The 13,166-nt window shown below is 61.3% G+C and carries 8 protein-coding genes and 1 tRNA gene; 5 read left to right on the forward strand and 4 right to left on the reverse strand.

Going from position 1 to position 13,166, the window contains the following annotated elements:
* Positions 1-810 precede the first annotated feature (810 nt).
* Both G1C94_RS03325 and leuA read left to right on the forward strand, forming a co-directional pair.
* A complete protein-coding gene (locus G1C94_RS03325) occupies positions 811-1,161 on the forward strand; it encodes a hypothetical protein (RefSeq protein WP_172144631.1) in 351 nt (116 codons plus the stop codon).
* Positions 1,162-1,816: 655 nt separating this feature from the next.
* A complete protein-coding gene (gene leuA, locus G1C94_RS03330) occupies positions 1,817-3,724 on the forward strand; it encodes a 2-isopropylmalate synthase (RefSeq protein ID WP_172144633.1) in 1,908 nt (635 codons plus the stop codon).
* Between the two features lie 190 nt (positions 3,725-3,914).
* Here the strand turns inward: leuA and G1C94_RS03335 are convergent, their stop codons facing one another.
* The 3 genes from G1C94_RS03335 to dinB form a co-directional block, all read right to left on the reverse strand.
* Positions 3,915-6,341, reverse strand: coding sequence for a transglycosylase domain-containing protein (locus G1C94_RS03335; RefSeq protein ID WP_253902294.1), 2,427 nt, complete (start codon positions 6,339-6,341; stop codon positions 3,915-3,917).
* A 185-nt stretch (positions 6,342-6,526) separates the two neighbouring features.
* Positions 6,527-7,702, reverse strand: a complete 1,176-nt coding sequence (gene glf / locus G1C94_RS03340; protein ID WP_172144638.1) for a UDP-galactopyranose mutase — start codon at positions 7,700-7,702, stop codon at positions 6,527-6,529.
* A gap of 95 nt (positions 7,703-7,797) precedes the next feature.
* Positions 7,798-9,072 carry a DNA polymerase IV gene (gene dinB, locus G1C94_RS03345; protein WP_172144648.1) on the reverse strand — a complete coding sequence of 425 codons (1,275 nt, stop codon included), beginning with the start codon at positions 9,070-9,072 and terminating at the stop codon, positions 7,798-7,800.
* Positions 9,073-9,903: 831 nt separating this feature from the next.
* Here dinB and G1C94_RS07910 point away from each other — a divergent pair.
* Positions 9,904-11,448, forward strand: a complete 1,545-nt coding sequence (locus G1C94_RS07910; protein WP_172144650.1) for a DUF1542 domain-containing protein — start codon at positions 9,904-9,906, stop codon at positions 11,446-11,448.
* A gap of 157 nt (positions 11,449-11,605) precedes the next feature.
* Here G1C94_RS07910 and G1C94_RS03355 read toward each other — a convergent pair.
* Positions 11,606-11,692, reverse strand: a tRNA-Ser gene (locus tag G1C94_RS03355).
* Between the two features lie 171 nt (positions 11,693-11,863).
* Here G1C94_RS03355 and G1C94_RS03360 point away from each other — a divergent pair.
* Positions 11,864-12,502: a YigZ family protein gene (locus G1C94_RS03360; protein ID WP_172144652.1), complete on the forward strand. Its 639-nt coding sequence runs from the start codon at positions 11,864-11,866 to the stop codon at positions 12,500-12,502.
* A gap of 24 nt (positions 12,503-12,526) precedes the next feature.
* Positions 12,527-13,150: an AbrB family transcriptional regulator gene (locus tag G1C94_RS03365; RefSeq protein ID WP_172144654.1), complete on the forward strand. Its 624-nt coding sequence runs from the start codon at positions 12,527-12,529 to the stop codon at positions 13,148-13,150.
* The last annotated feature ends 16 nt before the right edge of the window (positions 13,151-13,166 follow it).

Consider the following 13,166-nt stretch of genomic DNA (forward strand, 5'->3'; position numbering starts at 1 on the left):
AACCTGGTCACCAGCGTGGAGGATGCGATTGGCAAGAAGCTGCACGCCCGCTGGAGCAAGGTGAACGCCCTGGCGTCCACCGGCGCCACCGGCCTGACCGCCGCCCTGACGGCCCTCGCCCTGGCCGCAGCGGGTCTCGCGGCCGGTGCCCTGCGCCGCCGCTCCCACTGACCGGCCCGGGCAACGGCTCGACCCACTGAGCTGGGCTAACGCCCAGCTCCCCGGTCGGACCGGTCTAACCGACCGATCCACCGGCCCGGCCGGCCTAACCGACTGGCTCCGGCCACCGGCTGGACCGGGCCCAGCGCCCGGTCCAACCAACCGGTTGACGGTTTCCGAAAGGCGGGGGACATGGGGCTCGCGCCCCGCGTCCCCCGCCTTTCCTCATATCCCCAATCCCGGTTTTGCGTCCCTTGGCCCCGCTGGACGAAGAGCCCTGTGGGCTCTTCGTGGCAGCGAGCAGCGATAGCGTCGCGAGCGTCGCATAAGACGTCGGGGGCTGTCGGCCGCAGGCCGACTGGGGGTGGTGCGGGCGTGGTCACGTGACTGGCGTGACCACCCCCAGTCGCGCGTCCGCGCGACAGCCCCCGCCTGCGGGGGCCTATAGATTCCCGTGTTTGGGTTCGCGCGCTCGCGACGCTATCGCTGCTCGCTGTTTGCGAACAGTCCACCGGACTGTTCGCCCCGTCAGCGGGGGCCTATGGGCTCTTCAAAGCAGCGAGCGGCGTCAGCATCGCGAGCCTCGCACAAGACAGCGGGGCCCTTCAAAAAGTTTTTCAGTTCCCTGCGTATCAGGAAGGACGGCCGACAATGAATGAGCCGCAAAGTTTTACGTCGGGTCAGCGGGCGTATTTGTCGTCGTTGGCTGCGGTGGACAGTATTGACGCGTCCTCGCGTATCCGCTATGCGGACTGGTTCCGTGTGGAGTGCATGCGCCGCTATAGGGAGGGTGAGAAGCCCGCGGCCCTGTTCCGCGAGGCCGGCCTGGATCCCAAGATCGTCGGCTACAAGCGCATCGAACGTGCCTTCGCCCGCTGGAAGCGCACCCCCGAACCGGCTACGCCGGAGCGCAAGCCCGTTGACCCGCGCGACCAGCTCATCGCCGCCCAGGCTCTGCGCATCCAGCAGCTCGAGGAAGAACTCCGCCTCAAACAGGACTAACCGCGCTACCCTTAAGCGGACACAGACGCGCGTTACTCTCAAGCGGACACAGACGCGTTACCCTCAGCGGATCTCAAACAAACAAACCGCGTTACCCCCCCAAACAGACATAAACGTGCCACTCTCAAACAGACACAGACGCGCTTTTGGGTCGGTTGTTACCGTGTGAGACGTAAGACTTGGCCTACCGGCCCGGAGGGTGTCGAACACGGTAACAACCGACCCCAGACACGGATATTTGCCTATTTAACGTATTTTCCCGTTGTCTTGGTTGCCGGTATGCGCCCCGAGAACAGGTTGCTTTGGACACTGCGTCGATCCCGTGTTTGGGTTTGCGCGCTCGCGACGCTATCGCTGCTCGCTGTTACGAACAGTCCACTGGGCTGTTCGTCCGGAGGGTGTCGAACACGGCGACATCCGCTCCCAAGACACGTACATTGCTCATTTGACCTACTTTCCCGTTGAACTAACCGGTATGGCCCTAAGAACGGGATAATGGCCACTGTGACTCGGGGGCGCGCCGGGCACGATGTTGTTGCACTGGTGGGAATTAGGGGGCATGGGCTGTAGAATTGGTCAGGCGCGTGTTTGCGCGCGTATATGACTGATGTGAGTTCGGCAAAGTGGGCCGGCAGTATGAAGCGAAGGAGGAACGATGGGCCAGGATCAATCGTCTGTGTTTGATCTCGCCGCGGTGGCCGCGGCATCCAACGGAGGGAACAACGACCCGCTGCTGCCTCCCGCACGCTTCATCGGCGAGCCGCAGAAGCCGAGCAAAATGCCGTACAACAAGTATGCCGCCTACCATGAGCAGGTGCCGTTCGACTATCCCGAGCGTACGTGGCCATCCAAGCGCTTGCAACGCGCGCCGCGCTGGTGCTCGGTCGATTTGCGTGATGGTAATCAGGCGCTGGTCAACCCGATGGATTCCGAACGCAAGCTGCGTTTCTGGAACCTGTTGGTATCGATGGGATTCAAGGAGATCGAGGTGGGCTTCCCCTCGGCTTCCGAAACGGATTTCGATTTTATCCGCATGCTCATTGAGCGCGAACTCATCCCCGACGATGTTACCATCGTGGTGCTCACCCAGTGCCGCGAGCACCTGATTCGCCGCACCTACGAGGCGCTCAAGGGCGCCAAGCGCGCGATTGTGCACTTTTATAACTCCGTGTCCGTGCTGCAGCGCGAGGTGGTGTTCAAGAAGGGTAAGCCCGAGATCAAGCAGTTGGCCACCGACGCCGCCGAGCTGTGCAAGAAGCTCGAGGGCGAGGCCGAGGGCATCGATTTGTATTACGAATACTCGCCTGAGTCGTTCACCGGCACCGAGCCGGAATATGCCGTCGAAGTGTGCAACGCGGTGATTGACGTCATCAAGCCCACGCCCGAGCACCCGATGATCATCAACCTGCCGGCCACCGTGGAAATGACCACGCCGAACGTGTTCGCCGACGAAGTGGAATACGTTTCCACCCACTTGAGCAACCGCGACGCCGTGGTGCTTTCGCTGCACCCGCACAACGACGAGGGCATGGGCGTGGCCGCCACCGAGCTGGCCGTGCTCGCCGGCGCCGATCGTGTGGAGGGCTGCTTGCTCGGCAATGGCGAGCGTACCGGCAATGTCGATTTGGTGACGCTGGGTCTGAATTTTCTCACCCAGGGTATCGACCCGCAAATCGATTATTCGGACGTGCCCGAGATTCGCAAGACCGTCGAATACTGCAACCAGATTAAGATTTCCGAGCGCCACCCCTACGCGGGCAACTTCGTGTTCACCGCGTTCTCCGGCTCGCATCAGGACGCCATCAAGAAGGGTCTTGAAGCCCGCCAGATGGCTGCCGACCGCGCCGGCGCGGATCTTGACAGCTTCGTGTGGCTCGTGCCTTATCTGCCCATCGACCCGAAGGATATCGGCCGCACTTACGAGGCTATTATCCGCGTGAACTCGCAGTCGGGCAAGGGCGGCATGGCCTATCTGCTCAAGACCAACCATAATCTCGACCTGCCCAAACGTTTGCAGGTGGAGTTCGACAAGATCGTGCAGGCCTACGCGGACGAGACCAAAAAGGAAGTCAAGGACGAGGATATCTGGCGTCTGTTCAAGGACGAATACCTCGCCGTCGAAGAGGGCGGCAAGACCGCCGCGGGTGTGATTGTGGGAGACGCGGACGACGAGAGCCTGGAGCAGTGGGGTCGCCTGAAGCTGCTGAAGGTGGCGGTTTCCTCCGGCGAGGACGGTTCCGACACCGTGCTCAAGGCCAAGGTGCTCGACCGCGGCACGGAGCCGGGCGGCGAGGCGCGCGAACGTGAGGTGTCCGGCATGGGCAACGGCCCGATTGCCGCGTTCCTCAACGCCGTGTCGAATCTGGGCATTGAGGCTTCGGTGATGGATTACGCCGAGCACACGATGTCCGTGGGCACCGACGCGATGGCCGCCTCCTACGTGGAGTGCCAGGTGGGGCAGGACGCCGAAGCGCAGATCATCTGGGGCGTGGGCATCGATTCGTCGATCACCACCAGCGCGCTCAAGGCGATTATCTCCGCGATCAACCGTTCCGAGCGCTGACGCGCCGGGCTCTGATGTCGTTTGTGTGACTGGGTTTTGTGCGATTGGGGAAGACACTTAGGCGAATAACTTAAGTGTCTCCCCATCTCTTATTTCTACGCCAGCCCATCTCCCATCTCCAGCCCATCCCTATACCCAGTCCATCTCGCGGCTGGCAGCCCCGCTGGCGGAAACCAAATCAAGACTTGCGCTAGTCCGAATCATACGAGTACGAGTACGAGTGTGAATCTGACGAATTCGACGAGTGTGAATTCAGCGAATTCAGCAAGTGCGAGTTCGACGAGTGTGAATTCGACCAATTCGACGAATCCCACGAATCCGACGAATCCGAATCCCCGGAATCCGAACTCTCGTACTCAGAACATTCGGTGCTGTATTGCGGGTTTGCCGCACACTGCGCCTCAAGCTGCTTTTGCCGATCTTCCTCGGCCTTCTTCTGCGCTTCCAGCTGCGTTTGGCTGGTGGTCTTCGTTGTGCCGTTTACGCCCCAAGTGCCGTCCGTTCCGCCCACTTTGCCGTTGTCTTTCGCGGTGGGGAAGGTCTCGTTCTCGGTGCCGGCCAGTGCCTGCTTCATATACTGCGTGAATAGATGCACCGGGAACTCGGAACCGATGTCCCACTGGCCGAACGAGGGGATTTCCTGCGGGTTGCCGTTTTCGTCGGGATACCACATGGCGAACGTGGACACCACCGAAGGCGTGTAGCCGCAGAAGCTCACCGCGTAGCTGTTGTTGCCCGTTCCCGACTTGCCGGCGATATTGTGCCCCACGCCGCGCGCCTCGGTGGCCGAACCGTATTGCACCACTCCCGTCAGCGCCTTGGTCACCAAATTGACATCGTTGGCAGCGAACACGCGCGTGGTGCTGGTTGGCGCCTGGTACATCTCCTGGCCGCTCGTGTTTTGCACGCTGGCCACGATGTGCAGTGTGGGCTTTTCTCCCTGATTGGCGAAGGTGGCATAAGCGCGGGTCATATCCTCCACGCTCAGGGCGTTGTTGCCGAGCACGGTGTAAGGCTCGGAGCCGTCGAGGGATGTGTTCTCCACCCCGGCCGTGCGGGCCGTTTCGGCGATGCGCTTCGTGCCGAGTTTGGTTTGCAGGTCCAAGTACACGGTGTTCAGCGAATATGCCGTGGCCGTATAAAGGTTCACATAGCCGTAGTTCGCACCGCCGAAGTTGTTCACCGCGTTGCCGATGCCGGGGAAGGTGCGCCCGGAATTGCCGTTGAATGTGGTGTTGAGGCTCACGCCTTCCTGTATGGCCGCGAGCAATGCAAACGGTTTCATCGTCGAGCCCACCTCGTATTGCGCCTGCGTGGCGTTGTTGAGCTGCTTGGTCAGGTAGTCATCTCCCGCGTATATGGCGATAATCGAGCCGTCCTTGGGGTTGGCGCTCATTGCGCCGAACTGCAAGCCATCGGGCGCCACGCCCTGCAAGCCGTTCTTCGAGGGGCTGACCACCTCTTGCATGAGGTCCTGCTTGGCTTTGTCGATGGTGGTGACGATCCTGTACCCGCCGGTGTCGAGATCCTCCTGGGTGAACGCCTTGCTGCTCACCAGCTCGTCGCGCACCATTTGCAACAGATATCCGTTCGTGCCGCGATAGACATCCTGTTGGGTGTATTCCACCGTATCGGGCAGTTTCGCTTCCGCGGCTTCCTCGGCGGAAATATAGCCATCCTCGCGCATGATGCTGATGACGCGATTGAAGCGCTGCTCGGCCATTTCCTTGTTGGCGGCCGGGTCCCATGTGGAGGGCGAGGGGATGATGCCCGCCAGCAACGCGGATTCGGAGACCGTCAGGTCCTTGGCATCCTTGTTGAAATACGCCTTTGCCGCCGCCTGAATGCCGTATGCGCCGCGCCCCAGATAGATGGTGTTCATGTAGTTGCACAGCACTTCGCTTTTATCTTGACTCTGCGCGATCTTGATGGCGAGAATCGCCTCGCGCGCCTTGCCCAGATACGAAGTGGTTTCGCCCAGGTAATAGCGTTCGGCGTACTGCTGGGTGATGGTCGAACCGCCTTGGCGCGTGCCCTTGGTGATGTTGTTGATCAACGCGCGCGCAATGCCTTTGAGGTCGATGCCCTTGTCCTGATAGAACGTGCGGTTTTCCGAAGCGACCACCGCGTTGCCAACGTATTCAGGCAATACCGAGCACTGGATGATGGTTCGGTTTTGGCTGGAGAACGTGCCGATTTCGGTGGTGCCGTCGTTGAAATACACGGTGGTGTTCTGCGCCATCGCGATTTTTTCGGGCTGGGGGATTTCCGTGGTGATATAGAGGTAGGCAAACGCGCCAACGCCCGCGAGTATCAGCGCACCGAAGATGCCCAGCAGCCATTTGAGAACGAGATGCCTTTTCTTGCGCCTTTTGGGTTTCGGCCCTTTGCCGCTGTTGGCGCGACGGTTGCCGCCGCTGCGTTGCGCGGCTGAGTTACGGCTCGCCGCCGTCTTGCGATGCCTCAGGCCGGAGCGCGTTGGTGCGCTCGTGGGATTGGCCGACGGGCTGGCGGAACCGGCACCGCTGGAACCGTTGGCACCGCCGAAACCGGTGCTGCCAGAACGAGCGCCGTTGGAGCTGACGGTTCGGCCACTGCGACGAGTTTGTGAAACCATGCTCTCCACCGTAACCATACGGCATGAGAAAACCCCCGCCTTTTCGCTCCGAACGAGCGAAACAGCGAAGGTTTTTCGTCAAATCCACACAAACGACGTCATTTCATTTTCAGCTATTTTCCATCATTTTTCTATTATTTTCCGTCGTTGCGGGGTGGCTGCCTTACTTGCGAACTTACGCGAACTTATTTGCGAAGCAGCGGGGCGACCTGGTTTTCATAGGCGGTCAGGGCGGTGTCGATCACGTTGTGCATGTCGTAATACTTGTAGGTGCCCAAGCGCCCGCCGAACACGGTGTTCGCCTCGGAGGCGGCCAGCTGCTCGTATTGCGCATACAGCTCCTTATCGGCGGCGGTGTTCACCGGGTAATACGGCTCGTCGCCACGCTCGGCGAAACGGCTGTATTCCTCCCACACCACCGTCTTGTTCGGGTTCTGGCTGTCGGCGCGCTCGGGGTTGAAGTTCTTGAACTCGATGGCGCGCGTGTAGGGCACGTCGGCGTCGGAATAGTTCATCACCGGGCAGCCGAAGTGGTCGCCCTCGTCGTAACGCACCTCCTTGAAGTCCACGGTGCGCCACTTCAGGTCGCCCAAACGATAGTCGAAATAACGGTCGATCGGGCCGGTATAAACCACCGGCACACCCGCGGCCTTGAGCGCCTCCTTGTTATACGGCTGCGAGGCGTCGAAGAAGTCGGTGCTGAGGCTCACGCTGATGCGCGAGTCGTCGATCATGCGCTCCATCCACTTGGTGTAGCCGTCCGTGGGCAGGCCCTCCCATGTGTCGCGGAAATAGCGGTTGTCGTAATTGAAGCGCACCGGCAGACGGTTGATGATGCCGGCCGGCAGCTCGCTCGGGTCGGTCTGCCACTGCTTGCCCGTGTAGTTCTTGATGAACGCCTCGTACAGCGGGCGGCCGATCAGCGAGATGCCCTTGTCGTTGAGGTTGGCCGGGTCGGTGCCGGCCAGTTCGCCGGCCTGCTCGGCGATGAGCGCCTTGGCTTCGGCGGGCGTGTAGTGCGCGCCGAAGAACTGGTTGATGGTGCCCAGGTTGATTGGCAGCGGGTAGACCACGCCGTCATGCGTGGCGTACACGCGGTGCACATAGTTCGTGAACGAGGTGAAGCGGTTGACATAATCCCACACGCGCTTGTTGGACGTGTGGAACAGATGGGCGCCGTACTTGTGGACTTCCGCGCCGGTCTCCTCGTCCATATAGGAGTAGGCGTTGCCGCCGATATGGTCGCGCACGTCGATGATCTGGACGCGCACGCCCAAGTGCTCCACCGCCTGCTGGGCCACGGTCAGGCCGAACAGACCCGCCCCCACAATCACCAGATCCGGATATTCCACCTGCGCCATACTCAAAAACCTTTCACCGTTCATGTGCGTTTGCCGTCCCGCCCATCCTACAGCCACCCCCGCTGTTTCGGCTCGGTTTTCCTTTGGTCGAATGCTCAGATGCCGAAACTCGCCGCGTTGTTGCCGTATTTATTGCGCACCGCGTCCATGGCGGCTTCGGCGTTGCGCAGACGGCTTGATGTTGTGGTTGCGTCCGGGCGGGCGGCCTCTTCCATCAGATCGGCCAGCGAGGGCTGAGTGGCGGTCGATGCCGCTTCGCTCAGGGAACTGGCGCTCATGCCGACGAGCCGGATGAGTTTGGGCAGCGGCACCCGCTCGTCCGCGTCGGGGCTCATGCCGAGCATGGTGCGCAACAGCTTCACGCACACCGGATACAGCGCGCTCGCCGCGTCCACCGAGCGCTCCAGCGTGCGCGAGCGGGTGCGATAGCTCAGGTCGGCGAACCGCAGCTTCACCGTCACCGTGCGCGCCACCATGCCGCGCCGCCGCAGCGATCGTGCCACTTCGTCGCACTCCTTGCGCAGGCGTTGAAGAATGGCCAGCTGATTCGTGGTGTCTTCAAGCAACGTCTCTTCGGAGCCGATGGATTTCTCCACGCGCGTCGGGGTGACGGGCCGCTCGTCCAGCCCGCGCGCCGCCAGCCACAGGCCGTGCGCGGCGGCGGTCGAACCGGTGGCCTGCGCCAGTTGCCGCTCGTCCAACTGCGCCAAGTCGGCCACCGAATCGATGCCCCACGCGTTGAGCCGCCGCTCCAAGCTCGGCCCGATCCCCGGAATGGCGCGCAACGGCATCATCTGCACGAACTGAGCTTGCCGCGCCTTCGGAATCAGCAGCATGCCGTTCGGCTTGGCGTTTGTCGAAGCGATTTTCGCCACCAACTTGTTCGAGGCGATGCCCACCGAGCAGGTCACGTTGAAGCGCGCCGCCACCTCGCGGCGAATCCACGCCCCGATCGCGCTCGGTGCTTTCCAGCGCAGCAGCGCGCCGGACACATCCATATAGCCCTCGTCAACCGACACCTGTTCCACTTGGTCGGTGATGGTGTGGAAGACGTCGGTCATAATGGCTTGCGAAACGGCGTGATAGTAGGGCATGTCCACCGGCAGGAACGCAGCCGCGGGGCACAGTTGCCGCGCGCGGGCCGTGGGCATGGCCGAGTTGATGCCGAATGCCCGCGCCTCATAGCTCGCCGCGGACACCACCGATCGCGCCCCCACGCCGATCACCACCGGCTTGCCTTTCAGCTCGGGGCGGCGCGCCACTTCCAGCGAGGCGTAGAAGGCGTCCATGTCGATATGCAGCACCGTGCAGCCGGTCTCGTCGTGCCCCCAATCGCGCTTGGCGGCTTGAAGTCTCGGTGCGGTGCTCATGCCCTCTATTCTATGGCCGCGGCTTCGCCGTGAGATGAGTTTGATGTGCCACCTTCGGGGGAATGGCCCCTGAGTCGGGGTGGTGTCGCGACTTTGGCCCGGTGCTAAACACAGCGGGGTACACCAACATAAGGGACTCGCTTTCGCCGGTTCGTGAACTCATTTGTGGACGGCTGGCGTGGGCGCGTTTCTTCATAAGAAAGAGACAAGATGAAAATCCTCAACAAGAAATGCGGTATCGTTTGGGGCGCGGCGCTTGCTGCGACGGCTGTGGCGACGACCGCTTTCCTTTGTCCCGTGTCCGCGCCGGCTTCCGCCGCGGAAGAGCCGGCTTTCGGCGACCTTAAAGTCAGCTACACCCACGGTCCGTATCAGAAACTTAAGTCGAAGAATGAATCGCGGTGGAAGGATATTGAGGTTCAACATCTTTATCTATCGACTCAGGCGAAAACGCCTTCTGAACAAAGTGGTGCCAGTGGCTGGGGCAAACATCACATATGGGATTCATCAAAGGATCTGTATGGTCTTTCGGGAGTCAAACTGACCGTGCTCCCCATTTCAGCTGAAGCAAACGGAGGCACTCCGAGACGTCAAATCTTGATTGATAGAGGTTGTAATGACCCATCAATATGTACGTTGGTCGGGACTAAAGATGGCGGCGAGACCTATGATCTTTTGGCGTCATATGTAACCGGTGCAACTGATACTCAGTCAGGTAAAACAACCGATCCGCTTATAGCTGAGGGTCTGCCGGTCACTCTTCAGGATCATTTCTATGAGTTTGCGCGTTCCAAAGATCCCAAGTCACCCGCCTTTGTTGATGCATCGCAGGTGCGAGACAAGCGGAATGATCCTCTGGGCCTGTTGTCGCTATTGGGAGTGACTCTCAACGATTGGAAGAAGGGGTTCTCTGAGCAGAACAAGAGCGATGCGAAAGCAGTGGCGGCTTCGGATCTGAAAGTGCTGATCACAAAAGTTGGCGATACGGCGACCGTGAGACATGATGATGTGGCGGCTAATGGCTTCTATACAGGCAAAACCGACGTATACCGGGTCACGTTGGAGGCCGATAGCAGCGCCGATAAAGGTAAGAATGTGCCATTCGGCAGCCATGCTTCGCTGACCATGACGGCGGTGGTGGGCAATCCGCGGGAGGCCGCGCGCAAGGCGCTCTGGGGGAAGTTCAAGCAGGTGCAGGACGCGATCAAGAGCAAACTGAACTTGTCGGCTGGAGAGCGTGACGCTCTGGAGAACGAGGCTCGCAGTAAGGCCGAAGAAGCGGACGAAGCAGTTAAAGGGGCCGACTTCACGAACATCGAGAAGGAGAAGACCAAGGGAGTCAAGAACCTGGAGGACGTGGCGATCAAGGCGCAGTCGGCTGATACCGAAGCCGCCGCCAAGATTGCCGATTTGGACAAGGCGAAGGAGCAGGCCGCCAAGCAAGTCAAGGACGCGCAGGAGAAAGCCAGGGGCGTCGTTACCGGGTTGGAAGACCTGGGCGAATCGGAACGCGCCACCCGCCTTAAGGAAATCGACGAGAAGGCGACGAGCGCGCTGGAGGCGATTAACCGAGCCACCACCAGCGCCGAGGCGTACAAGCACGCCGCCGAGGGCACAAAGGGCATCGACGATCTCCTGCTGTTCATCCTCAAGACTTGGGGCAAGGCGGTGGTGCTCGTCTATGGCGGCGAGAACGGCCAGCCGCGCAAGAGCCTGAACGCTTTGCTGAAGCCTGAAGGTGGTTTGACGCAGCCGCAGATCGACGAATATATCGAGCGGATTCAGATGGTGGTGGATGGTGCCACGCGCAACGGCGGGTCGATAGATCTGGCCACGAGCGTGCATGATGTCTTCGAAGCGGTCAAGCAAGCCAAGAGCGGCATTGACGGCATCGTGGCCGAGGCGCAACAAGCCAGCCGCGACGCGCTGAAGGCCCTTGAGCAAGCCAAGGCTAAAGCTGAGGCCGAGTTGCAGCAGATTGCCGACGCCGCCAAGGATAAGGTTTCGAAGATCGCGGGTGCTGGGCAGAGCGAGATGGATGCGGCCAACGCCAAGATTGACGAGGCATTGAAGACGGCACTGACTGCGGTGGCCCAAGCTGACACGGTGGAGGGTGTGCGCAAGGCCGTGAACGATGGCAGGGACGCGATTGAGAAGATCCTGACGGATCTGGAGAACATGGCCAAGAAGCACCGCAAGCCTGCCCCGGATAAGCCCGCAAAGGACAAGCCCGCAGCGGATAAGGGCAAGCCCACGGCGGACAAACCTGCGGCTCTGGCGGCCACGGGTGTCGCGGTCGGCGACATGGCGCTGCTCGTCGCGCTGCTGGCCATGCTGGCGGCGGTCGGCGCGGCTATGACCCGTCGTCGGCGCTGACGTTCCGCTGACGCACGAGTGAGGGGCGACCGGTGTGATGCCGGCCGCCCCTCATCTCATGTCAATTCATCGTTCGGCATGCTCGCCGCGTTTATTGTGCAGCTGGCGGCGGATAGCAAAAAGGGTTTTCAGGCGATCCTGAAAACCCTTGTTTTCGCGGAGTCAGAGGGATTCGAACCCTCGAACCGCTTGCGCAGTTAACACCTTAGCAGGGTGCCCCTTTCGGCCGCTCAGGCATGACTCCGATGCGCCTCGCGACGCAACAGCATATAACTGTACACCACCGGGCGGATTCAACCCGCCGAAGCCGCGCCCAATCGCCCACAAGACAAGCGCGCGCACCCAATGACGGGCAGTACTTTTAATGTGGATATATAAAACGCGAGTATTCAAAACACCCGAAAGCCAATACGACATGCGCACTATTCTCGATTCCGCCGCCACCCCGGCGCACGCTTCCTTTGTGGAGAAAAAATCCGAGTTCATCGGTGATGCCGCGCATATCGACACGCTTGACGAGGCGCTCGCATTCGTCCAGACAATCCGCGACCAACACCCCAAAGCGCGGCATGTGGCCTACGCGGCGGTGGTCGGCGGCTCGGACGGGCGCACGGCGGAACGCATGAGCGACGACGGCGAGCCCTCCGGCACAGCGGGCAAGCCGATCCTCGACGTGCTGCGCGCCAACGATCTGACCGACTGCGTGGTGGCCGTCACCCGCTATTTCGGCGGCATCCTGCTCGGTTCGGGCGGGCTGATTCGCGCGTATTCCACCGGCGCGTCCATTGCGCTCAAAGCCGCGAAACAGGCCGATATCGTGCCCTGCCGGCGTTATCAGATCACGCTGGACTACTCGCAATTGGCGCGTTTTCAACAGTTGCTGGCCGGCGTTGATGGCGTGCAATCAGACGAAAGCTACACGGCGAATGTTGCGCTGGTGGCCACCGTTCCATTGCCCAATACCGAGCGCTTTGAAGACAGCGTCCGCGAGGCTTTCAATGCGGCGCTCGTCCCCGAGCCGCTTGATACCGTCAATCGCGCCGTCGCGCGCTAGGCCCGGGCCGCTACACTGGTGCCTATGAGCGAGGAAATCGACGAAACCCAGGCTCAGCAGTCGTTCGAGCCGCTGACCGCCACCTACGAGCATCTGCGCCACAGCGCCGATTCGGCGGAGCTGTCCGAATTTGCGCGCCGCCCCTTGCCCGACCGCGCCGATCAGGCCGCGTTCTCCCGCGCCACCGCACTGCTGGAAGCCGTGGCCGGCAACGCCCACACGCCGGTGGAAGATCGCGTGTTCCTGGCCGAATCCATGCCGTTTCCGAACATACTGGTCAAACTCGCCGAAGACTCGGAGCCGAGCGTGCGCAAAGCGGTGGCGGCCAACGAGGACGACAAGAACTGGCTGGTGGGGCGCCTGACGAAAGACCCGGTGCCCGAAGTGCGCGACACGGCTTTGCACAACAAACGCACCTCATGGAAAATGCGTCTCGAAGGCGCGCAGAACCCCGAAGTCGACGCGCAAACCTTGGCGTTTCTCGGCACGCTGGGCACCGAAATCGAATCAGACGCCCCGGCCGTGCTGTCTTCGATGGTGCGCCGCGCGGTGGCGCTCAACCCCAACACCGCGCCCGAAACGCTGTCCAAACTGGCGGACGACCCTTCCGCGGAGGTGCGTCACGCCGTCGCCAAGCGGCAGCAATAGTTGAGACATATAGCCG

This window comes from Bifidobacterium panos (assembly GCF_012932445.1).
GTDB lineage: Bacteria > Actinomycetota > Actinomycetes > Actinomycetales > Bifidobacteriaceae > Bifidobacterium > Bifidobacterium panos.